We start from the raw sequence: 24885 nt of genomic DNA, 5'->3' as shown, positions 1-24885 counted from the left end.
ATTATCCTTTTGTTCCCATTACGCTTTCAAAACGATACTCAACCGCATCGTCTTTAATCAGCGGTGCTGATACTTTTGCAGTCGTCAAAATGGGGTACATATTGGCATAAAAATTCATTACGGCTTCCACGCTCCAACGTGGTTCGGGGTCGGTCAATGGAATATCCTGTCCTTTATCTTTGAGTACAAACACTCTTGGTAATACGGTTGCTAATAACATAACTTTTGATTTTTTGGATTAATACTTTTATTATTCTTCGTCTATGGGATAATCGGTTGTGGCATCTTCCGTTTGTGCAGGTTCTGCTGTTGGTTCGTCCATTACTCTGAATAGGCTCGGTGTGGCGAACTTGTCGGACAATGATGTTTTGCGTTTGCGTATCTCGTCCGCTTTTTCGGTAAACTCGGTAATGTCGGGTACTTTCATCCACGCTTCACGGAATTTGCCCTCTTTCTCCAACTCGTCCACCTTTGTCATACTGTCTTTATATTTCTTGTCTTTGGCTTCTTTTTCCTTTTTGGCTTTCTCGGCTTTCTCTTTCTCCATAGCCGATTGCAGTTTGACGGCTTCCATTTGCTTCATAAAGGCTTCCATATCCACCATTAAACCCGAAACGGTTTTGATAGGTGCTTTTATCTGCTCAAAAAATCCCTCGTCAAACTCCTGTGGAGTGGCGTTAAATGTCAATGGGGGAATGAGGTCTTTTGCACTATCTCCGCATTGTTCGTTGTTGAGCAATACTGTTACGATTAGGTTGCTTTCCACTCCTTTGGAAATGTTCAGTTGTAATACTCCTGTAAATTCCAACTGCTGTATCTGATTGAAAAAATTTGTGTTCATTGTTCTGAAATTTTAATTGTTGTTATTTGTTCCTTGATTGCTTTTAGTTTCTCGTACATATCCGTCCAATAGTTGTTCAGACGTTTGTCTAATTTTGAAAACCCTTGATTTTCGTGTTCATTCTGTTTGTTTTCTGCTGTTATTCGGATAGCATCGTCAAGGTCGGTTACTTCGATTTGGAAACCGTTTAAATCTGTGATGTACATTGCTGTTCGTTTTTAATTTGTGATTTCTGCTATCTTGTCAATTCTGCCGTAGATGAAACTCCGTAGGCTCGTTTTATCGGGTGCGTTGTATTCGTGCCAACTGTCGTACTGCTTTACTATATAGGTTTTCAGCACATCTTCAAACCCAAACCGATAACCAAGCAAGGGAACGGCTCTTTTAAAAAAGGCGTTGCGGTTTACGGCTTCTGCAAGCCAATTTTTCGGCTCTACTCAATCTCTCGCCCTTGTTCAGTTTCTCCCTTAACTGATAAACCTTTGAAGATTTCAACGCTTCCAAGTCGGGAACTTCGTGTCTTACAAATTTTGTAGCTATTGCTTTGGTTTCCATTGTACTTACATTTAATAGTTATGTGTTAATCTTCTGCGGTATAAATTCCATTCAAATAGTAGCCGTATGACTTTTCCCAAATGCGTATTAAACCGTCCGTATCTATGTAAAAATGCTCTGTACGATTGCAGTAAATAATAAATACGCTTTCGTTCTTGTACTTCTTTTCAAGGCTCTTGGCTCTCGCCAGACTTTTAGCTTCCTCGATTGTTGTTGCTTTCATATCCTGCTGTTTTGTATCGTTAAAAATTTCTACTATATCCACAATGGCACATTCGGGACAACCCTATGTGATTGTTATCTGCTGTATAGCTCCCTGCTTTCCGCTTAGTGATACTACTCTGAGCGTTGTTATGCCTGTGTCGTGCTTCAGCGTTGCTTTGTATATTCCTATTGTCATTGTTTTGGTTTATAGCAGGCTACCACCGATTAAGGCGGTAGCCTGTGGTTATTTAATTAAGGTTTAGGATTTCCGCACCGTCCGAAGCAAATGCGGTACACAATTCAAACGCTTTCTGTGATTTGAGTTGAGCCGTTCCTCCTAATACAATGGATTGTAGCTTGGCTTCGCTGTCCTTGTAACTGCGTACATTTTGGAAATAGCGTGGGATAAGCACCTGACGCCTTATCATATTTCTATGACAGGTTTTCCTGAACTCTCCCCCGAACCGTACGTACATGTCTCCATGTATACGGCTCTCCACTAATATCCGCAGTCTATCCACCATCATGAATTTTTCTGTGGCAACCATGGCAAACCGCCATAGTTTTTCTTCTCCTTGCTATCATTACCAATTTCCACGGTTCCTTACCCGTGACATCTTTTAGCTTTCTGACGTGATGCATTTCAAGTTGCTCTGTGCTTCCGCACAATTCACATTTTTCTGCTTTTAATCTGTCAATAAGGCTTGTTACCGACCTTGTGTAATAAGTATCAGGAAGCATATCCATTGAAATATTCGCAATGGCTTCTCTGTTTTTCCTGAAACCATTATTATAGAAGACTACCTTTTTCATCTGCCCTTTTTTATTCTTGTAGAATACGGTGAAGTCCTTATTGTGCATGTACTTATCAAGTATCTTAGGGATAGTTGACTTGTATTTTGCTGCAAAGGTTTTGTACATACTGTATTCCATGATGTAGGCAAATGAATCAATCCTTTTACAGTTATCAGCTATTGAGTAGTAATTGTAAAACCCTCTGATTTCAGCGTTATGCCTGTTCAGTATTTCAAGGTCATCATTGTTGATGAGCTGTGGTCTTCGGACTGGTCTCCAATGCTCTTTGCCTTTATGAGTTACTATTTTCAGTGTTCTGTAGTGCAATAGTTTATTTCGCACTGTTTCTTCGGACACTTTTAACACAACTCTTTTGTTATAGGCTCTTTTAAGGAAACCATTTTTATCTCTCCTGCGTAGATTTGAACGCTGTACATAGATTTGAAAACCGAGAAAAGATGCGGGCTTTCCAGTATGGGTAATCAGTGTTTTTTCTTCGGAAAGAGTGAGCTTAAGTTTTTCATCAAGGAACAATTTGATATCCTCTTTGATATTTTTGCACTCTTCCTTGCTTCCAATTATCCCAATCAGGAAGTCGTCTGCATATCTTACGTATTTCAGTCTTCTGTATCCTGCGTCCATCTCGTCACATCGAGGGATTTGTAACCTGTCCATTTCTACCTTTCTGATTTGCTCCTTTAGGATTTTCTTTTGATATTCTTCTTTTTCCTGTTTCAGTTTTCCAAGCAAGTAAGATTTACGATGTTCATTACTTTTGGCTTCTTTTGTTATCCTACGTTTGACCCCTTTGTCGAATTTGGAGATATATTCCTTGACGTATTTATCAAGTTTATCCAAATAGATGTTCGCCAATATGGGACTGATTATACCTCCCTGTGGAGTTCCGCTGTAGGTTTTATGGTACATTCTGTCCTCCATATAGCCTGCATTCAGAAACTTCCGTATCAGTCGGATGAACCTGTCGTCTTTGATTCGTTCTTTGAGTATGTCAATAAGTACATTATGGCTGATATTATCGAAAAAGCCTTTAATATCTCCTTCAATAAACCATGCAGTACCACTGAATGTCTTTTTAATTTCAATTAATGCAGTATGGCAACTACGTTTGGGTCTGAAACCGTGAGAGCTGTTCTCAAACTGCTTCTCGAATATGGCTTCAAGTATCATACGTAGTGTTTCCTGTACCAATTTGTCATCAAAAGATGGAATGCCCAAAGGACGTTTCTGTCCATTTTTCTTGGCGATATACACCCTCTTTGAAGGGTTTGGCTGATAACTCTCATCTTTGAGTTTGTCTATTAACCCCTCAATTCTCGATAGGCTCATACTGTCAATGGTCTTGCCATCTGAACCTTCGGTCATGTTGCCTTCCTTCGCATAAATGCGTTGGTAAGCCTCGTAGAACAACTCCTTATTGAATAGGAGCCTGTAAAGCCTTTCGTACTTATAACCAGTATTCTTACTGTGCACTGATAGACTGTTTAATACTAATTCCGGATTTCTCATAATGTCTCTCACATTTTCCATTGTTTGTACTAAAAGATATTAGCTGTCTCCCTTCGCCATGTACAAGGCTTTCCCTTGCTCGGACTACTACGGAGACTCCGTTGCCATATCGGATATTCAAGGGTCTGCACCCCATAGCCACGCCAGTGGCATTCCGAATTAGGCAATCCCCGTTTAGATGTGTGATAACATAGCTTAAACAGATTGTCGGATATGACTTGTCCTTTTCTACTTACTGTAGTTGTGCCGTACCTTGTTCTTGCTCTCCTTCCTGACAGGACAGAAAAAGAGTGGTACAGTATGACGATTTCAGTTGTCTTACGCCATAGCTACGCCGATTGCCACTCAGACTATCATTCAATCAGATTCGATTTTATCCTCATATCTGTTTCTTTCATCTCCCCATTCAGTCGCAACCTGACAACTGGTTGACTTATGGTTTTACCGACATGCTATACTCCCCGTTTGGTTTCCCATTCGGATAAGTCGGTTGATCATAGGTTTCAAAGAACACTAACCTAATACCTTGCTAATGGTATATTTATCACACACCCAGTACGGGCGCACCTGTAACAGCGTTGTACGCTCCGAACAGTGTTCCTTTTGTGGTGTCCATTTGTTGAGTATCGCTTGTCATTGCGTATTCTTTATGCGAAGGTTCGCATAAGGAATATTATCCGTAGTTTTTAGTTATGCGAAGTAACCTTAGAGTGGCACTGTATTACAGCCAGTTACAAGAAGCCTTTGGCCGATTACTTCGCATAATAAAGTGATTATTTTGATAGATTTTTCAGCATAGCGATTAATTCGCTGTTGCCTTCCCACATGGGTATCTCGTCAGTGGTAATGCTTTTATAAGCATTTTTTACCGCCTCAAAAGTATATTTCGGGTTTATCCTTGCATAGATTTCCGTGGTCAACACAGATTTATGACCCAGAAAGTCCCTGATATGTATGAGTTGGATATTGGATTCCAGCAACTGCATAGCTTTGGAATGGCGAATAGCATGGCAACTCAATCGCTCCGGTATAAGGCTGGCATCTTTATGCCGAGCCATATCTGCGTATTTCGTGAGTATGTTATTGACCCCGTTTCTCGTCATTTTCTGCCCCTGACTGTTAGGGAATAGTGGTTTATCTGCGTTTTCCCTGTTCATGAGCCGGGAGCTTTCCATATATAGCTTCAATATATGAACCTGCTCTTTAGGAAGCGGCACCGATCTGTATTTGTTTCCCTTTCCGTGCAGCAATACCCTGTACGGCTTATCGGCAACAAACAAAGAGGACGGTGTTAAGTCAATGATTTCCTGTACCCTTGCTGCGCTTTCATACATCAACGTTAGTAAGGCCAAGTCCCTAATGCCTTTTGCTTTGCGAGTATCAGGTTGCTCTAACAATAGTCTAATGCCATCAAGCGTAAGGTAGCTTATTGTCTTTTGGCTTGCTCTTTTTGAGGGAATGGACAGTATCTGATGGCAGTTATGCAGTTCTGCCGGGTTCATATACTCTATATATTTGGCAAAAGAAGATATGGCGGCTAAACGCTGGTTACGGGTTGCGGCGCTGCAATTTCTATCATCCTGCAGCCAGTCAAGAAAGCTGACAACAACTTCTTTATTGAAGTGGGCAAATGAAAGCCTGTGTACATTCACCCTTTTTATATCACGCATATAGCTGATAAACAGGATAAAGGTGTAGCTGTATGATTTTATGGTATTGCTGCTGACACCTCTTTCATTTGGTAGATGGTTATTCAGGAAGCTGGATATGTACCTGGCAAAGTCTGTTGGCTGTTTCATAGTCCCCCTTTCTGCTTTTCTTCATCTTCATGAAGGATATTTACATATAAACCGGCAGTGTCCTTGAGCAGTTCAGGGTACAGCTGCTCCGTTAACCTTACGTACTGTTCTGTCATCGAAAGGGATTGATGCCCGAGGTAGGTTGACAGGTATGGCCATGAGCAATACAGGTCTAAACCATCATCAGCAAGTTTTACAAACGAATGGCAGGCGAAACTATGTCGCAAATCGTGCAGCCGGGGGCGCCGTTTATTGCCCGTAATACCAGTTCCGGCAAGTATCTTTTCAAACCATCCCCTCACCGATAAGGCTCTGACTGGCAAACCCAGCGGGGATACGAAAAAGGGACTGTCCGGCTTGTCTAGATCGCTAACAGGCAGATTGATTCTGTTTTGCAGATACTGTTTACAAACATTCACCAATGTATCGGTGATCGGAACCAACCTGTCTTTGTTATTTTTTGAATCCCTTATCATCAGGCATTTGCCGTCGAAGTCAATATCCTTATTTTTTAATGATAACGCTTCAGTGATACGAATACCTGTAGCATACAGCATTCTAAGCAGGCAAGGCATGATCAACAAAGAAGATTCTGTAGTTCTGCGCCTCAGCCTCAATCCGTCACAGGCGTTAAAAACAGCCTTTATCTCGTCATGCGAATAGATGTAAGGCACAAACGTATTGTTTGGGAACTTCGGGAGTTGCGGAATGTAGGAGTTGAAGCCCAGGTTACGAAGATACTGTGAGAACTGCCGCAATGAAGCCGTCCTGCCATACCTGGTATGCTCATTTTCATTATTGCGTGCTGCACACCATTTGTCCGCTATCTCTTTGGTTATACCAATCTGCGAGTTTGCATTGATCAGCATGAACCTGTCCAATTGCCTAAAGTTGCTTGGGCGTGCAAACTTATAGCCAACACTCCTTTTAAAGGCAATGAACTCGCCAATATATGGCGCGTAAATGCTTTGGTAGTGATAGTTCTTCATAAGAATAATATACCTCCTTTCTGGGCGTAGAAAAGGGGATCAACCATTGGAACCTCCAATGCGCATTGGCTTAGAGACTCGGTATCGATGCGTATATAATGCTTGGTGGATTGTGTTTTTTGATGGCCAAGTACCTCGGTGATCACGGGCAGGGTCTGTCTGTTCTTCAATAGTTCTTTGACCAGGCTATGGCGTAGCGCATGAGCGCCGTGCCGACGCTGGCCTATGTTGATACCGGCGTTGATAAACCGCCTGCCTACGCAGGTTGATATGGTTATCGGCCTGACAGGTACAAAAGGCGCTTTGCTTTGAATGAAAATGTACTGCTCATCACATTTCGGCCTGCCGTACTGGATGTAATCCAGTATGGCGTTACCCACCACAGGGATCAGCGGTAACAGGATTTCTTTACCTGTTTTATATTGTTGAATGATGAGGGTGCTTTTTTCCCATTGGAGATTCTCAAACTTCAGGCGTGCAATGTCCGATGCCCTTAATCCAAGGTGTGCAGCAATAATCAGGATAGCATAATCCCGTTTTCCTACCGCCGTGCCCCGGTCTATGGAGTTCAATAGGCGTTGTATCTCATCTTCTGTATAATAGGAAGGGATTTTGGCATGGTGATCATAATTATCTTTAGGAACAGAGGCGGCAAGGTCGGTTTGGATAATATCATTCTCATAAACAAACCTGAAAAAGCCTTTCAGATCCAGCAGTGTATCGTGTATCAACGCCTTTTTATTGGGCGGCAGGCTTTTAATAAACCCGTAGATGTGTTTAGGCTCGATCTCGCAGATGTTAAAGATATTATTAACAGAGAGCCAAAGATTGAACTTGTTCATGTGGCTTTCTATCTTTTCCATAGTGAGGGGTTTGAGCCGCCGGGTACTTTTTAAAGCAAGAAAGTCTTTCATTAAGGCACCGATTGGCCCATCCAGATAGGAATTGCTCCTTTCCCTTTGAAGTGTCCCATGCTGTAAGAATTGGGATAGCACGCAGACTGACCTGTTAAGGGCCTTTTCAGGTTGCGACAATTCCTTGTAAAGGCGGCCCTTGTAAATGGTTAAAAGAAAGTCCCGGCAAACGTCGGGGCTTATCCATTCCTGATTGTAGCACTCCATGTGCTGTTTGACCAAAAGCCAGTGCCTTTCATACCGGCGCACAGTGTTTTTGTTGTAAGTGAGCGTGTTTTTAAGATAGTTCAACGCTCTTGTGGTACCGTCATGGTACTCAAATTGGTGCTGCATAATGATGTAGAAATAATGGGTTTATAAAAAGTTACTTCTACAAAGGAAATATTATGCTAACTAATCAGCGGAACATTGTCTCCAATACATTGATTTACAGATTATAACCAAAAGTTACTTCGCATAACTAAAAACTACTGATAATATGCAAAAGCGTTCTCAACCGTGTTTTTGAACATTGTGGACATTTCATCTTCCGCACCTTTTTTGATAAGGTCAAGTGTTTCCTTGTTTGGGCAAAGTGCCAACTGTATAAGTTTTCTAACCTCTTTGTCTGTGGCTCTTACTTTTGTCCAATCGTTGAAAATACCCTGTAACTGGTTGCTCAATGTATTTGCCAATCCCATAATCTTGTGAGCGTTCTCGATACGTTGTTTTGCCCCCGAGGTGTGTTTGATACGAACAACATTGGTCATATTACGCAATGAAGCGTTTAAGGTATTTTGGCAAACGATACGGATAGGCGTAAACGCTGCGGTAATACTTCCGCTACCATCGTGCGAAGTTGTTAGGAAAATGTACTTTTCTGTTACATCATCTCCATTGCCTACTCGGATATAGTCGGGCAGTTTAGCCGTGATAAAAATGCGTTCTCCGTTGCCCAATGCACCTGCGGTTTCATATAAAATACCCTCGCCACCGCCTACGATAGCATCAAAGAAATTAAAGGCTTCACGGTTTTGTACAATGTGGTAATCTTTCCCAACTACGCCCAATACCGCATTGTTATCGGTGCGAATGTTGGCAAAGTAGTTAGGCACTTCCAATTCGGTACTGCCAACCTCTATACCGTTGGTGGTTTCGATAATGCCAGACCCTTTGGTAAACAATGGGGATTTTACAACTTCGTAATCTAACCCTGCGTGTTTTATAGCTTCCGCACTTGTTGGGTATTGCTCGACGATTTGACCCAAACCGTGCCACGCTTTTTGCTCTACTGAAAAGAAACTGTATTTTCCTGTTCTCTCGTTGAAATTGATGTTATGTGCCATTTTGATAAAATTTTGATGTTTAAAAAATGATTAAATGATTGATGTTAAAATGGGAGGTCGTCCTCTGTTGCCTGTACTGTAAATTCGTTGCTTTCAGATTGTGCAGTAGCTTGTACGGCTTCCATTTTCCTGCTACCTCCGTGTAATTTGATTTGTGAGGTATGGAAATTCAGACCTGCTCTTGCTTCGCCCTCTTTGTTTACCCACGCTCTTGTGCTTACCCGCCCTGTGAGCTCTACCAAAGTGCCTTTTGTCAGTAGCCTTGCCACGTTTGCACTTATCCAGTAGGCGCAATCGAAGTAGGTTGTTTGCTCTACACGCTCGCCCTGTTTGTTCCGATAGCTGTCGTTTACCGCTACTGAAAAGTTTACTACCTGTTTTTCGTTCGACAATGTGCGTACTTCCGCATTCCTTGTCAGTCTGCCTGTGATGTTCATTTTCGCTGATTTTTAATTATTGATATTTGATGGATTTTTTTTGATTTATTCGGTATGGTGTGGAGGTGCTGTTTCGTTTCTGTACCATTTCCAATGTTGTTAATCTTCATACCTGACATTTTTTTTATTCGTCTAAGGAGCCGGAGTATGCTATGTTTCGTTTCACGAGCAAGAAAGGTTAGTGTTTAGGCGACACAAGGTTTTGGAAAACAAATACTACCCAAAGGGTGGAGATTTTTTTACAAACCCGTAGGGCGTGACCTTTTGTCGGCGTTAAAAACACGGTCATACCTTTGCTCTTGGAACGAAAACAAAACCGCATACAGGCTTCTTTGGATAAAAACCATGTGGAAGCAATGAAGATGACATTGGTAAATGGTTCCAAAATGGATAGGAATATCAATCCCTGTTACAGAATTTCTAAATATTGACTTTTAAAATGGTGGCTGGAGTAGCCACCTAAAGGGTATTGGGAAAATATTGGAAGGGAAATGTACAAGGATATTTCTTCAATACGCTTTATCCGAAAACCCGACAAAGCTCTTTTAAGAGGGACGGCTACGGCGTTGGCAGATTAAATGTGCTTTGGGGTTTAGGTATGGGCATAAAAAAAGCAGGATATTCAAATCCTGCTCTTACTAAAATGGCGGTATCATCATATGGCAAGTTCCAGTTCTTCGCCCTTCATAACAATTTCCTCCGGAACATCCTTTTCATTCTGCATGGCTTCAAAGGCATTTTCCATTGCTGCAAATTTTGGGGCAACCAAATCCATATCCTTGCTGATTTTTTGGCTGGTTATCTTGGCGTAAATCTGTGTGGTGGAAATATTTTTATGTCCCATCATCTTGCTAAGGCTTTCAAGGGGTACACCCTCGGTTAAAAACATGGTGGCAAAAGTGTGACGGGCAGTGTGGAACGTTACTTTCTGTTCGGTTACAATCTCCGCTTCCTTGATAAGTTTTTCTATGTGCTTGTTGCAGGTGGAATTGCTCGGAACGGGGAAAATGAAGTCGTTGCGTGTAACGCCCCTGTATTTTTCAATAATACGCTTAGGGATTTCCATCAACCGGACGTTGGAAGCAACATCAGATTTCTTTCTGCGGCTGATAATCCATTGATGCCCGTCAAAAAAGGATTGGATATTGCTCCATTTCAGTTTCTTAATGTCAATGTAGGAAAGCCCTGTAAAGCAACTGAAAATAAAGAGGTCTTTTACCAATTCGTACCGCTGTTTGGACGGTTTTAACAGCATGAGTTTTTCGACCGCTTCTTTCAAAAGATAGGTGCGGTCGGTTTCCTCCATGTTGATTTCGTAATCCTCGAAAGGATTATCCCGTATCAGCCTGTTCTTAACGCCCAATTTGGCAAGCGCAATAACAGGCATCGTATAGACCCATACCGTATTATGGGTGCATTCCTTGTCAATCCTTAAAAAGAAATCGAACTCACGGATAAAATCGCCGTTCAGTTCACGGAAAGCCATATCATCCCTGTGATAGCGCAGCTTGATGAACTCGGCAAGATGTTCGTAAACTTTCTTATACTTGGCGTATGTACTTGCCGACCTTTCGCCTTTGGCGACCATTCTTGCGAAGTCCTGATTTTCCTTTCGGAATAGCTTTAGGACGGCATCGTCCATAACGCCCACACCGAGAAACGAGAGCTTTACTTTTTGCGAAGTAGCAAAGCCCTCGTCTTTCATCATTTCCTCGTAAATCTTGACAATGCGTACCCGAACCTTATCCAGTTTATTATTGGTATTTATCGCAACATTGCTTTTTCCCGATACCCGACCGTGCTTCAAATCCCAATTGTCGGGCTGGATTTCTAATTTGGTGCTGAATGTGGCAGGTTTACCATCAATGGTAATACGCCCCATGATGGCAACTGCGCCGTTCTTTTTCGGCTCATTTTTCTTTAGGTAGAAAAGCAGCTTAAACGTTGACCTTTTCGACTGTTCCATAACTCAATTGTTTAATGTTTAAAATTAAATTTCATTGAGTTACAAGGAAAGATGCAGAGGATTGCAAAAGACTGAAATATAATCAGTTGAACTAAGTCAGACTAACAATAACCAGTAACGATTTAGTAACCTAACCCTGTCTTTTTAAGCCCCAAAACTAAAGTACAGCGACTTCCAGTTTAAGCCTTGTGTTCCATAAACCACTGTGTTTTAACAGTCTTCGCCGTTTTGCTTATTTTTGCTATTTCGTATTATTTTTTAAAAAAAATAAAAATAGAGCTCCTGGCTTCTTCTAATTTTTCTTCCATCAATCCGTCGGTTCAGCTCCAAAATAAGATGGAGATCTGCCAGAGCTACCAGCGCTCCGCACGACGAGGGAGATTATCAATTCTGCGATAAAATCGATATATTGTCCCCAAAATCAGTTTAAAGTGAGGGAGTCGATGACAACAAAAAAATATAGTAACGTCTATATCTTTTGGTTTTGCAGCATTTTATTTTTTTTAATGCACTCTGGCTATTGCCAGACAATCATACCTACAGGAACACCTTTTGTAAAACAATACAAAAAAGACCAATACAAGGCCGGAAATCAGAACTGGTCTTTGGCAGTCGATAAAGATGGTCGCATTTATAGTGCAAATACCGAAGGGCTGCTACAATTTGACGGACAATACTGGCGTATCTTTCCACTACCAAATCACTCAACAGTCCGAAGTGTTGCAATAGGTAAAGACGGAAAGATTTACACAGGTGGAAGAGGTGAATTTGGCTATTGGACTTCCAAACCTTTCGGAAACTTGACCTATCATAGTATCTCTAAACTTGTGCAGGACAAGACCTATTTTCCAAACGAAGAAATCTGGAAAATCATTGTTGAGGACCAACGGGTATTTTTTCATACATTTTCCAAATCCTATATTTGGGAAAACAATCGTATACGGCAACTAACGGCTAAAGGTGAACCTTTTTTATTTCCACATCAGCTCAATAACACGCTATTTTTCGAACAGCTGCCAAGTGGTCTGCATGAATTTAAACAGGATAAATTAATCCCTGTAAAAGGAAAAGACGTCTTGAAAGATAAAAATGTACTTGCCATCTTACCTTTCGACGCAACGACCTCGCTTATTGCTACTTCGCGAAACGGTCTTTACCTGATGAAAGCCGATGGTTCCATCCTACCCTGGCCTGTTCCGGCAAACCAGCTCTTGAGCCAATCACAAATAAACAATGGCTTATACCTCTATGACGGACAATATGCTTTTGGCACCATCCAAAACGGTGTTATTGTCATCAATAAAAATGGCCAGGTCATTCAGCATATCAATAAAAACAATGGTCTCCAAAACAATACCGTACTCAGTATTGTGAAGGACAATCAGAAGAATATCTGGGTGGGACTTGATAATGGTATAGACCGCATTGAAATCAACTCCCCGTTATCATTTTATACTGATTTTGTTGGAAAAATTGGTACGGTTTATACATCAATAATCTATCAGGGGAAAATCTATCTTGGAACCAATAAGGGATTATTCTCAAGCGAATGGAAGGGATTAAACAATTATAATTCGTTAAATTTTTCTCAGATTCCCAATTCAAACGGTCAGGTATGGACCTTAGCCATATTTGGCGATGAACTTATCTGTGGACATAATGATGGAACCTTCAAATTGGTAAATGGGCGACTCGAGAAGATTTCACAGATCACTGGCGGCTGGATATTCAAGCCTATTTTTGGAACAAAAAATATTCTTCAAGGAAACTATACGGGCCTATCGAAATTTAGCTTCGATGGTATACACCTTCAGTTCGTCCAGCAATTCGCGGGCGTTAAAGAACCAGTTCGATTTTTGGCGCAAAAAGATAACCATACCTTTTGGATTGGCGATTGGGGACAGATACAGCTACTCGGATTTGATGCGAATTTCCAACAGGCAAATATTTTATTTTCCTCCAAACAGGACAGTATCGCTTCAAAGAGGCAATTTACGGGGATTTACACATTAGAAAATAATCTTGTATTTGCGACGGACAGCGGATTTCTCCAATTCGACAATATTGTAAAAAGATTCAGCTATGCCGATGAATTAAACACAGCATTAGGCACCTATAAAAATTCAAATAAGGTCATACCGATCAATACAAACAGCTACTGGTTTATTCAGAAGACAAAAATTGCTAAAGTAGATTTTGACAGTAAGGGCAAACTTCATATTGACTCCAATCTGCTCAGTCCCTTACAGGATCGAATGATGAATAACTATGAAAACATCCTCCCTATTGAAAACCAATACTATCTCATCGGTTTAGATGATGGATTTGCGATCTATCGTCATTCCGATAAATCACAAAAATATAGGTTGCCACTTCCACAAATAGCACAACTCATCAACTTGACAACAGGACAGGTTATTATTCCAGATTCAGCGTTCAAACTATCATCATCGGACAATAATCTTAGAATTAGCTTTTCAAGTCCATATTATTCGTCATCACCGATTCAATACCAATATTATCTCGAAGGTTACTCGGACAATTGGTCCGAATGGAGTGAAACTGCCTATCAAGATTTCACGAATCTACCTTATGGAAAATTTCAAATTAAAATAAGGGCGAAGGACAATATGGGCTTGGTTTCGGAAATTCAAACTTTTTCCTTTACTATTCGGTATCCATGGTACCTTTCTTGGTGGGCAAAGGTATTTTATACACTGGTGCTGATAACGCTCATCTATTTAGCTTATATATTTAGTCTTCAGCAGGAGCGCAAGCGTCAGTTTCAAATACGGCGAAAATGGTTGGAAGAGAAAAAGATTGCTTTGGAACGCGAAACCGAGCAAAAAGAAAAGGACTGGATCAAACTTAAAAACCAGCAATTAGAAGATCAGCTTCAATTAAAAAATAAAGAACTGGCCAATGCAGCACTCAATATCGTTTACAAAAATGAGATGTTGAACAATTTACACGACGAGCTTAAACAGCTTAAAGATGCTGATGGCAACAAACTGAGTTCGGATGAATTGAAAAAAATAAACAAGCTCATTGATGATGCCCATAATGACGATCGTGACTGGCATATTTTTGAAAGAAGCTTTAACGAATCACATGAGAATTTTTTCAAGAAATTGAAACAAGAGTTTCCTGATCTTGTCCCCAATGACCTTAAACTATGCGCCTACTTAAGGCTCAATATGTCGAGTAAGGAAATTGCCTCATTGCTAAACATTAGTACACGCGGTGTCGAAATTAGACGCTATCGATTACGTAAAAAGTTAGGCATTCCCACAGACAAAAACCTCTCTGAATTCCTAATGGAACGTTAAATTCCCATCACATACACTACATCATTACCACACACGAGCTTTAGTGTATAAAACACACTAAAGCTCGTGTTATTTCGTCTAAAAACACAAGCTAAAAAACTGACTATCAAAAATATAAAATACAAAAAAAGGTAAACTGAGCAAGCTAAAATTTCATGTAGTAGTGATGTGAAAATGTTAAACTTTGGCAAAGTTGTACTACATCAACATATTTGCTTCAGGGAAATAACCAACGTATTTTAAACAAACACCAAAAATTAACGATATGAGGAATCTATCCGCATTATTTTTGACATCCATGGTCGTATCTGTTGCCTATGGACAAACTTCCATACAAGGAGTGGTCAAAGATGGCTCAAGCATGATCTCCATGCCTGGCGTCACCATCAGTATTAAAGGGAAAGCAGTATCTACAAAAACCGACGCAACGGGGAAATTTCAAATCAACGCCTCTCCTACCGACTCATTGGTCTTTAACTTTTTAGGCTATCGCACACAAACCGTCTACATTGGCAATCAAACGCAACTCAATGTATTCTTAGAAAATCAAAACCAAGCACTCGAAGAGGTTGTGGTTATCGGTTACGGTACGCAAAAGAAAGCCGATCTGACAGGATCGATCAGCTCCTTGAAATCATCCGATATCACAAAGCAACCTGCCATGTCGGCGATGCAATCCATCCAAGGTAAAGCTGCAGGTATCAATATTATTGCAAATGAAGCACCCGGTTCCTCACCCAATGTAATTATCCGGGGCTTAGGAACGGCATTATCAGGACGGAATCCACTCTATATTGTCGACGGAATTGCACAAACAGATATTAATAATATCAACCCATCAGATATTGAATCTATGGATGTTTTGAAGGATGCATCCTCTGCATCTATTTACGGTCTTCGGGCTGCAAATGGTGTTATTATCGTGACCACGAAGAAAGGTAAAACGGGGACGACAAACATCAATTATGAAAGCTTTGCAGGCATAAAAAATGTCCTCAATCGTGTGAAAATGGCAAACGCTGACCAATTTAGAACATTTGCCAATGAATACCTAACCTCGACCAATGGATCGTACCGTTTAGCAGAGAATCAAAAATATAATACAGATTGGTATGACGAATTATTACGTACAGGTTCTGTATTTAATAATGCCGTTAATATTTCTGGCGGAACTGAGAAAGTTGATTACTTCGTATCCGCAAACAATTATACCGAAAATGGTATTCTTGATGGCTCCAAATTTGTAAGAAATACCATACGCAATAACAACGTATATAAATTTTTAAACAATCGCCTAAAGTTCAGTCAAAATTTAAATCTTACATTAACAAACGCAACGCCCAAGCCCTATAGTGCTTTCACCACGGCTTATCGTCAGTCACCGCTGGCTCCCGTGATGTTTGATAATGGCCGTTACGGTTTAGGTCGTGTAAATACAACAACTGGTGTTGCCGGTATTGAGGCAGCTCCTGGGCAAGCCATCGGAAACTTAAATTCCATTGGAAATCCAGTGTATGAGGTTTTACGTCAAAATGAAAGAACAAATACGCTCCGTCTACAGGGAAGTTTTGAGGGAGAATTCAAAATAACCGATTATCTGAAAATCAATTCGCGTATTGGCGGGAATAAATTTTATTCGAAACAACGGATTTTTAATAATGTAAAAGATCAATGGTTAAATGCAAATACGTTATTGAATGAATCTGATTTCATCAAATTAAAGGAAAACAATCCAAAAGCCCTTGACTATGTAGACAATAGTCTGAAATATGAAAATTTGGAACAATTCCGTTGGTCTATCGAGAATTTCTTGACCTTCAACAAGAATTTTGACAAGCATCATATTGAGGCGGTTGTGGGGATGTCACGTGAGAAATACGACATTAATAGCATGAATAGCCAAACTGGCTATAATGTGCCTGAACAAGAGCAGTATTGGAATATTAACTTAGCCAAGGGCACTAATGATTATGGTATTGTCTCTTTACAAACCTATTACACACCAAGGGCATTAGCGTCTTATTTTGGTCGACTACAATACAATTACGATAGCAAATACTACTTAACGGCTACCTTGCGCCGTGACGGATCAAGCGTATTCCGTAATACAGGAAAATATTGGGGTACTTTCCCTTCCGTTGGATTGGGCTGGACGGTAACCAACGAAAGCTTTATGAAAGATGCCAGCTGGATTAATTTATTGAAAGTGCGCGGAAACTGGGGTAAATTAGGTAACCAAGATATCCCGTTAAATGTATCCACAATTTTAACAAATCCAGAAAGTTCAAATTACAACTACGTTTTCGGTCCTGAACAGAATATGGTCTATGGTAGTGCTTATGGTACTCCTGCCGTGAATCTAACCTGGGAAGTAACCAGAGAAACAGGCGCTGGCGTAGACTTTGCTTTTCTAAACAATCAGCTTTCAGGATCCATTGACTACTATCATAAGCTGAATACCAATACTATTCTTGATGTAACGCCAACTTACACTTCTCCTTCAGAGAAAAATTTCTATGCGCATGGTGCCAAAGTGCTGAATCAAGGAGTTGAAGTAGCTTTAAATTGGAACAAAAGCATTAATCCTGAATTCAGTTATACCGTTGGCGTCAATTATGCCTACAACAAAAACAAAGTAACAGAAGTGGTTCCTGCCTATGACCGTGCTACTGGAGGTAGTTTAAATAATGGGGAGATTACCAAACAACTCCGTGTCGGACAACCGATCTATGGCTGGTGGATGTTTGAAGCAAATGGTGTCTTCCAAGACGCTGAAGATGTAAAAAATTACCCATCGTTTGGCGCTGCAAAACCTGGCTATCTGAAGTACAAGGATCAAAATGAAGATGGTGTCATCGATTCCCGCGACAAGGTTTTCTTTGGATCATTTTTACCGACTTCAACATATGGTATCAATGTTGGTGTTAATTACAAAGCTATTGATTTTAATATCTCCGGATATGGTGTTGCAGGCAATAAGGTTTACAATGGTTTAAATAGTGTTCGTTCCAATGCGGGTGAGAATATCGCGTTGTCAACTTTTGAAAATCGCTGGACTGGCGCAGGTTCAACCAATGAGCATCCTGGTGCAGAAAGAGCATATTGGGCTTCGAGTTATTTCCTTGAATCGGGCGCTTATTTCCGTATCAATAATATCACCGTAGGATACACTTTCAACAACTTATATAGCTCGAGATCTAAACTAAGATTATATGTTACTGCACAGAATCCATTTATATTTACGAATTATAGTGGTTTCTCACCTGAACTTGCAGGCGACGGTAGTCCAAATTTAACTTCTGGTATTGAGCTTTCGGCTTATCCAACGACACGTAATTTCTTATTTGGACTTAACATGCAATTTTAATCACCTTAGTTTTGAAGACAATGAAAATTAACAAACTTTATATAGCAATTCTTCTTAGTGGGGGCATTGCATTGCAAGGCTGCAAAGATAACAACTTCTTAGATGTTCCTTCTAAAGAATATGTTGAAGCCGAAGACAGTGAAGAAATCTACACACCCGAGCAATTTGTCAATGGTGTATATGGAATGTTTACTGATTGGGATTATTCTTTCTCTTACATCGGTATCACGGACATGCTTTCCGATAATGCGGATAAAGGTAGTTCAGCTACAGATGCCGGTGGTGATAAACTAAGTTTAGACGAGTTGACTTACACTTCAACAACAGGTTCCTTTCTTTCCATGTGGACACGTTGGTATAAATCTATTGGGCGTGCTACGCAAGCTATTGCATACACAGAAAAATTTGGTTTGACAGACGAAGCTTATAAAAACAGATTGATTGCCGAAGCCCGTTTTCTACGTGCATTGAACTACTTCTATCTTGTGCGTGGATGGGGCGATGTTCCTATTCAAGAACGTGATTTAATAAAAAGAGAACCCGCAGCTGAAGTTTACGCTTATATTGAAGCTGATTTACAATTTGCTATCGACAATCTTCCACTCAAATCTGCTTATGCTGCAAAAGATTTAGGTAGAGCAACCAAAGGTGCTGCACAAGGATTAATGTCAAAAGTCTATTTGTATCAAAGCAAATGGCAACAAGCTGCTGATATGGCGAAAACTGTCATCACATCTGGAGGATACAGTCTCGAACCGGATTACGCAACAATTTGGCGTTTAGCGGGGGAAAATGGCCCCGAATCATTATTTGAATTTCAAGCAAGGGGTACCTCTATCGCACATGGTATCCAACAATATAGTCAAGTACAGGCACCTCGTGGAGGAGCGGTCAACTTAGGCTGGGGTTTTAATATCCCAAGTCAAAACTTATTGGATGCCTTCAATGCCGAAAAAGACAATATCCGTCGCGATGCAACGATTATTTTCAGGGGTGAAACCCTATACGATGGCCGTCTAATTGACAATGGTGTAGAAAATCCCATGTATAATGAAAAAGCGTATTCCTCTGCAAATGGAGGTGCCGCTGATGGTGATAAAAACGTACGTTACCTCCGTCTGGGTGAAATTTATCTTATCCTGGCCGAAGCTGCAAATGAGGTTGGCAATAGCAGCGAAGCACTGAATGCATTGAATACGGTACGTACACGCGTAAAATTAGCCAATGTAACGACAACCGATCAAGCACAGCTCCGTCAGTTGATCTGGAAAGAAAGACGCCTTGAATTAGCATTTGAGCATGACCGCTGGTTTGATTTAATTCGTACAAAACAGGGAAAAACTGCCATGGCAGCCAATGGAAAAACTTTCCAGGATAAAATGATGCTTTTTCCGATTCCGGAGAATCAACGGATCCAAACACCAGAAATGCCTCAAAATACCGGTTGGTAATCATTACACAAAATAACTCCGTTCAAACGACCATAGGTCGTTTGAACATTTTTTCAAGAATTAAACAATATATCCATGAGAAAACGAATAGCATATCCAGCACTTAGCGGTATAGCTTTGGCGCTTATTCTCAGCATTTCGTGCCAAAACGCTACTAATAGCAGTCCAGACAGTCCCTCAAAGATTGATTCAACCAGCGGAAGCAAGATCAATGAAGATTCGCTATTAACAACTATTCAGCAACATACATTTCAATATTTTTGGGAAGGTGCCGAACCTACTTCCGGTCTCGCCAGGGAACGCATCCATATGGATGGTGTTTACCCTCAAAATGACCGTAATGTCGTGACCATAGGTGGTAGTGGCTTCGGACTCATGGGTATAATTGTGGCGATGGAACGCGGGTTTATCAGCCAGGATCAAGGCGTTCAAAAGCTGGATCACATCATGGATTATCTAGGCAAAATCGAACGGTTTAAAGGAGCCTGGGCACACTGGTACGATGGAGAACTGGGTACAGCGAAACCCTTCAGTGAAAAAGATAATGGCGGTGACATTGTTGAAACTGCATTCTTAGCCCAAGGCCTAATCGCCATTCGGGAATATCTAAAAGATAAAGGTGATTCTGCCCAACTAGTTGCCAAAAAAGCAGATAAACTATGGAAAGAAATCAATTGGAATCATTATACAAATGGGCAAAATGTTATCTATTGGCATTGGAGTCCTAAATTTAACTTTCAACAAAATCATCCCGTCAGAGGATACGACGAATGTCTGATTACCTATATTTTAGCAGCCTCCTCTCCTACTTACCCTATTGCACCCCAAGTGTATCATGAGGGTTGGGCAAGATCTGGTGCAATTAAAAGCTCCGCTAAAAAATACGATATTCCGCTCGTGCTGAAGCACAATGCCAAAGAAGGTGAAGTGGGTCCGTTATTCTGGGAACATTACTCCTATTTAGGATTGAGTCCCAAAGGATTAAAAGACCAATATGCAGATTATTGGGAAGCGACAAGCAACCATGCTAAGATAAATTTGGCTTATGCAGATCTAAACCCAAAAGGCTATAAAGGTTACGGTTCGGATAAAGGCTGGGGCTGGACGGCCAGCTATTCCATCAACGGCTACGATGCACATCACCCAGACAACGACCCTGGCGTGATCTCGCCGACAGCAGCTTTGTCATCCATGCCTTACACACCGCATGAAAGCATTCAGTTTGCACAATACCTAGACAAACAACTCGGCAATAAAATCTGGGGTAAATATGGCTACTATGATGCCTACAGTGAAACGGCAAATTGGTATCCACAACGTTATTTAGCCATCGATCAGGGGCCTATTATTGTCATGATCGAAAACTACAGAACAGGTAAAATCTGGGAGCTATTTATGCAGGCCCCAGAAATTCAACAAGGACTAAAAAAACTCGGTTTTACAAGTCCTTATTTAAAATAGTGGTCTGTGGAATCATTTTCAATCCGTCACACGTTGAGAATGGTTCCTTCCACGAAAACAACAGGACATCCCATCAAAGAGCTTCAAGAATCATCTTGAGCGCTTTACATAAACTTACCATGTAGCGAGGGAAGCAAAATCCATGCGCACAAAAAAATAATACGATGAAAAAAGTAGTAGGTACTTTCCTTCTTGCATTGCTCGCCTGGCATACAAGTCCAGCGCAATCCAATCAGAAAATGGACACGTTCATTGATCAGCTTATGGCTAAGATGACTGTCGACGAAAAGATTGGACAACTTAACTTGGTAACCGGTGGTGAAGCGACAACCGGAACCACGGTATCCACCGGTGTAGAAGCGAAAATTAAAAATGGTCAAATCGGTGGGATTTTCAGCATGAGTACACCAGCGAAAATCCGCAAAACACAGGAAATAGCGATCAAACAATCCCGGTTAAAAATACCCATCATTTTTGGGATGGATGTTATTCACGGGTATCGTACGGTGTTCCCAATTCCTTTAGGTCTTGCCGCTACCTGGGACATGAACTTGATTCAACAATCTGCACGTATAGCAGCCGAAGAAGCGACCGCCGATGGAATTAATTGGGCATTTTCGCCCATGGTAGATATCTCGCGCGATCCACGCTGGGGCCGTATTTCCGAAGGTGCAGGTGAAGACACCTATCTAAGCTCTCGGGTAGCCAAAGCCATCGTCCATGGCTTCCAAGGTGATAACCTGGCAGCACACAACACCATGATGGCCTGTGTTAAACATTTTGCCTTATATGGTGCCGCTGAAGGTGGCCGTGACTACAATAGCACAGATATGAGCCTCCACCGCATGTACAATGAATATTTACCGCCTTACAAAGCGGCATTAGATGCCGGTGCAGGAAGTATCATGACCTCCTTTAACGATATCAATGGTGTCCCTGCCTCGGCAAACAAATGGTTAATGACTGATGTCTTACGCAAGCAATGGGGCTTTAAAGGATTGGTCGTAACCGATTACACTGCTGTAAACGAATTAACGGCACACGGCCTCGGTGATCTCCAGCAGGTCTCTGCCTTAAGCCTGAATGCTGGCGTTGATATGGATATGGTCGGTGAAGGATTTCTGACGACACTAAAAAAATCTCTGGATGCTGGAAAAGTCAAGATTGCAGATATTGACAGGGCTTGCCGTTTTGTTTTGGAAGCCAAGTATAAATTAGGCTTATTTGATGACCCTTATCGCTATTGTGACGAAAAACGTGCAAAAACTGTGATCGGATCGGCTGCCAATCATGCCAAAGCCAGAGAAATTGCAGCAAAGTCATTTGTTTTGTTGAAAAACGAAAACCAAGTGCTTCCATTAAAAAAAACAGGAACAGTTGCTGTCATTGGCCCATTAGCCAATTCAGGTCCAAATATGCCCGGAACCTGGAGTGTCAGTGCTGAATTGGACAAAACAGCCTCTTTAGTTGAGGGAATGAAAGCCGTGTTAGGCAATAAAGTAAATATACTCACCCATCTCGGAAGTAATCTGTTGGAAGATCCTATTTACCAAAACCACGCAACCATGTTTGGCCGTACCATCGCACGCGATTCCCGAAAAGAAGAAGAGATCATTGCAGATGCACTGAAAGTTGCCCAACAATCCGACGTCGTTGTGGCCGCGCTTGGTGAAGCGTCTGAAATGTCAGGTGAAAGCTCAAGTCGCTCAGAACTGGATATTCCGAAAAATCAACAAAATCTGTTAAAAGCACTATTAGCAACAGGAAAACCCGTTGTACTGGTATTGTTTACAGGTAGACCGTTAACCCTTACCTGGGAAGATGCTCACGTGCCAGCAATATTAAACGTTTGGTTTGGTGGAACGGAAACAGGAAAAGCAGTAGCCGATGTTTTATTTGGGGATGTCGTTCCTTCAGGAAAGATTACGGCCACCTTCCCACGCAATGTCGGTCAGATTCCGATCTATTATGCACACAAAAATACCGGCAGACCTTATGGAAACTCGGGTGATTTTGAAAAATTCAAATCAAATTACCTGGATGTAAGCAATTCCCCGCTCTACCCTTTTGGTTATGGATTAAGTTATACAACTTTTACCTATAGTGACATCCGTCTTAGCCGCAACACAATCGATGAAAAAGGCACTCTTCAAGCAAGTATCGACATCAATAATACCGGAAATTATGATGCGGAAGAAACGGTGCAACTCTATATCCAGGACTTAGTTGGCTCTGTCACTCGCCCCGTAAAAGAATTAAAAGGATTTCAAAAAATATTCCTCAAAAAAGGCGAACAAAAAACCGTAAACTTTAATATCAAAGTAGACGATCTTAAATTCTTCGACAACAACCTCAATTATGTTGCTGAACCAGGGAATTTCAAAGTCTATATCGGTTCGAACAGTCGCGATGTAAAAGAAAAAGAATTTGAATTGCTTTAAATCTATTGCATCTGTATAAAAAACAAGGCGGCCCTTATTTCCTAAGGGCCGCCTTGTTTATGTTAGGCTGTCGTTATGTCTACCTATTTCATATTCCCATCAAAGCTTTCAAATAATACACGCAATTCCGCCGCTTTTTCGGGATAATCCTTTAAAATATTTGTTCTTTCACTCGGATCCCAGGCAATGTTATGTAATTCTTCAATAGCATCATAGGGTTTGCCCGAAATTTGATTGACTCCGGCTGCTATCCGCCGATACTTCCAGTCACCTGACCGAACAGCCTCAACATGTCCATAATTCACTAAAAATATCGGTCTGTGTGCTGTTTTTAAATCTTCCGATTTACCATTCAACAAAGAATCGATAGCTTGGCCATCAATGGATTTCTTCGGTAATGATGCACCAGTCCATTTGGCGATAGTAGGCAACACATCCAAGTTACTTATCGCCTGCCGAATAACTTTCCCTTCTTGCGCATAGCCTTTGCCATATACAATGAAAGGCACACGGACACCACCTTCTGTTGTTTCGGCTTTCGAGCCTTTGAAGACACCTGCGGTACCCACATGCCAATTTTTTGTAGCATGATCGTCAGACATCCGCGATGGATAGGATATCCAAGGGCCATTATCACTTGAAAAAATCAAAATGGTGTTATCGGCGAGGCCTTTTCGTTCAACCGTTTTCCAGAGCTCCGAAAAATTATGATCCAGCTCTTGCATCACCGCACCAAGAGGGCCTGCATTTTGCTGATCTGCAAATCGGTTCTTTTTATTCGCAAACGCCAAAGGGAGATGCGGAAAATTATGTGCATAGTATAAAAAGAATGGATGATCTTTATCTTGATCTTCTATAAACTTCACTGTTTCTTTGTGATAAAGTGAGCTCAGGTCCGAATCATCGGGCGCAACGACTTCGGGTTTCCGATTCCTGAAGATTTTAATGACAGAGTCTGTCTTTACATAAGGATCGCGGTAGTCGTGGCTATACAGCATGCCATAAAAAGAATCGAAACCTTGCTGATTAGGATGATGGTAAGTCTGTTTATCCCCTAAATGCCACTTCCCAATTAACGCAGTTCTATAGCCTACCTTTTTTAATAATTCAGCAATCGTTTCCTCGTCATCAGGCAAGCCTAAATTGGAGCCCGGACCGATCGGTGCGGGAAGATTATAACGGGAAGCATATCTTCCGGTTAATAAAGAAGCTCTTGACGGTGTACAGGAGGGCGTAGAAACCATAAAGTTTGTTGCTCTCACGCCCTTACTGGCGATCGAATCCAAAAAAGGGGTTGAGATATTCGGACTTCCATAACAACCAATGTCGCTATAACCAAGATCATCGGTCAGAATCAAGATAATATTAGGCTTTTTTTGCTGGGCATTGGCAAAAGCCACCAGTAAAAATAAAGCCATAGAGGTCATAAGTTTAGTGTATCGCATCATATTTGCATGAGTTAATTGGATTCGTGCCACAAGATA

The 24885-nt window shown here is 41.2% G+C and carries 19 protein-coding genes; 5 read left to right on the top strand and 14 right to left on the bottom strand.

Annotation, left to right across the window (positions count from 1 at the left end; translation table 11 throughout):
• Position 1 precedes the first annotated feature (1 nt).
• The 13 genes from A9970_RS01055 to A9970_RS00995 form a co-directional block, all read right to left on the bottom strand.
• The gene (locus A9970_RS01055) at positions 2-220 is read right to left on the bottom strand and encodes a PRTRC system protein C (protein ID WP_095439110.1); all 219 of its coding nucleotides are present in this window, start codon (positions 218-220) and stop codon (positions 2-4) included.
• 30 nt (positions 221-250) lie between these two features.
• Entirely contained in the window at positions 251-841 is a 591-nt protein-coding gene (locus tag A9970_RS01050; protein WP_095439109.1) for a PRTRC system protein E, read from the bottom strand.
• Complete coding sequence (locus A9970_RS01045) at positions 838-1047, bottom strand: hypothetical protein (RefSeq protein WP_095439108.1); 210 nt, start codon at positions 1045-1047, stop codon at positions 838-840. The genes A9970_RS01050 and A9970_RS01045 overlap by 4 nt, the downstream gene beginning before the upstream one ends.
• 178 nt (positions 1048-1225) lie before the next feature.
• On the bottom strand, positions 1226-1396 hold the full coding sequence (locus A9970_RS28990; RefSeq protein WP_259655307.1) for a hypothetical protein: 171 nt from the start codon (positions 1394-1396) through the stop codon (positions 1226-1228).
• A gap of 25 nt (positions 1397-1421) precedes the next feature.
• Positions 1422-1619 (bottom strand): DNA-binding protein, encoded by a 198-nt coding sequence (locus A9970_RS01035; protein WP_095439188.1) that lies wholly within the window; start codon positions 1617-1619, stop codon positions 1422-1424.
• A 229-nt stretch (positions 1620-1848) separates the two neighbouring features.
• Positions 1849-2127, bottom strand: coding sequence for a hypothetical protein (locus A9970_RS28985; protein ID WP_259655306.1), 279 nt, complete (start codon positions 2125-2127; stop codon positions 1849-1851).
• Positions 2114-3922, bottom strand: a complete 1809-nt coding sequence (locus A9970_RS01025) for a reverse transcriptase/maturase family protein (protein ID WP_124535635.1) — start codon at positions 3920-3922, stop codon at positions 2114-2116. Before A9970_RS01025 ends, A9970_RS28985 begins: the two co-directional genes overlap by 14 nt.
• A 773-nt stretch (positions 3923-4695) precedes the next feature.
• Entirely contained in the window at positions 4696-5721 is a 1026-nt protein-coding gene (locus A9970_RS01020; RefSeq protein ID WP_095439107.1) for a tyrosine-type recombinase/integrase, read from the bottom strand.
• Positions 5718-6602, bottom strand: coding sequence for a tyrosine-type recombinase/integrase (locus tag A9970_RS01015; RefSeq protein WP_182981006.1), 885 nt, complete (start codon positions 6600-6602; stop codon positions 5718-5720). The genes A9970_RS01020 and A9970_RS01015 overlap by 4 nt, the downstream gene beginning before the upstream one ends.
• A gap of 104 nt (positions 6603-6706) precedes the next feature.
• Positions 6707-7705, bottom strand: coding sequence for a site-specific integrase (locus A9970_RS01010; protein WP_182981005.1), 999 nt, complete (start codon positions 7703-7705; stop codon positions 6707-6709).
• A 386-nt stretch (positions 7706-8091) separates the two neighbouring features.
• Positions 8092-8949: a DUF932 domain-containing protein gene (locus A9970_RS01005; RefSeq protein ID WP_095439104.1), complete on the bottom strand. Its 858-nt coding sequence runs from the start codon at positions 8947-8949 to the stop codon at positions 8092-8094.
• Between the two features lie 44 nt (positions 8950-8993).
• Positions 8994-9386, bottom strand: a complete 393-nt coding sequence (locus tag A9970_RS01000; RefSeq protein ID WP_095439103.1) for a single-stranded DNA-binding protein — start codon at positions 9384-9386, stop codon at positions 8994-8996.
• A 655-nt stretch (positions 9387-10041) separates the two neighbouring features.
• Complete coding sequence (locus tag A9970_RS00995) at positions 10042-11352, bottom strand: site-specific integrase (protein ID WP_095439102.1); 1311 nt, start codon at positions 11350-11352, stop codon at positions 10042-10044.
• Positions 11353-11795: 443 nt separating this feature from the next.
• On the opposite strand from A9970_RS00995, the gene A9970_RS00990 reads away from it, so the two are divergent.
• The 5 genes from A9970_RS00990 (at position 11796) to bglX (ending at position 23401) form a co-directional block, all read left to right on the top strand.
• Entirely contained in the window at positions 11796-14681 is a 2886-nt protein-coding gene (locus A9970_RS00990) for a triple tyrosine motif-containing protein (RefSeq protein ID WP_182981004.1), read from the top strand.
• A gap of 265 nt (positions 14682-14946) precedes the next feature.
• Complete coding sequence (locus tag A9970_RS00985; protein ID WP_182981003.1) at positions 14947-18048, top strand: TonB-dependent receptor; 3102 nt, start codon at positions 14947-14949, stop codon at positions 18046-18048.
• 20 nt (positions 18049-18068) lie between these two features.
• Entirely contained in the window at positions 18069-19499 is a 1431-nt protein-coding gene (locus A9970_RS00980; RefSeq protein ID WP_182981002.1) for a RagB/SusD family nutrient uptake outer membrane protein, read from the top strand.
• Between the two features lie 75 nt (positions 19500-19574).
• Positions 19575-20960: a glucoamylase family protein gene (locus A9970_RS00975; protein WP_182981001.1), complete on the top strand. Its 1386-nt coding sequence runs from the start codon at positions 19575-19577 to the stop codon at positions 20958-20960.
• A 164-nt stretch (positions 20961-21124) separates the two neighbouring features.
• Positions 21125-23401 (top strand): beta-glucosidase BglX, encoded by a 2277-nt coding sequence (gene bglX, locus A9970_RS00970; protein ID WP_182981000.1) that lies wholly within the window; start codon positions 21125-21127, stop codon positions 23399-23401.
• Positions 23402-23484: 83 nt separating this feature from the next.
• On the opposite strand, the gene A9970_RS00965 is transcribed toward bglX, so the two are convergent.
• The gene (locus A9970_RS00965; RefSeq protein WP_236590273.1) at positions 23485-24819 is read right to left on the bottom strand and encodes a sulfatase-like hydrolase/transferase; all 1335 of its coding nucleotides are present in this window, start codon (positions 24817-24819) and stop codon (positions 23485-23487) included.
• Positions 24820-24885 lie beyond the last annotated feature (66 nt).

The sequence above is a fragment of the Sphingobacterium sp. UME9 genome (genome assembly GCF_014170215.1).
Lineage (GTDB): Bacteria > Bacteroidota > Bacteroidia > Sphingobacteriales > Sphingobacteriaceae > Sphingobacterium > Sphingobacterium paramultivorum.
This window is presented reverse-complemented; position numbering and strand designations above follow the sequence as displayed.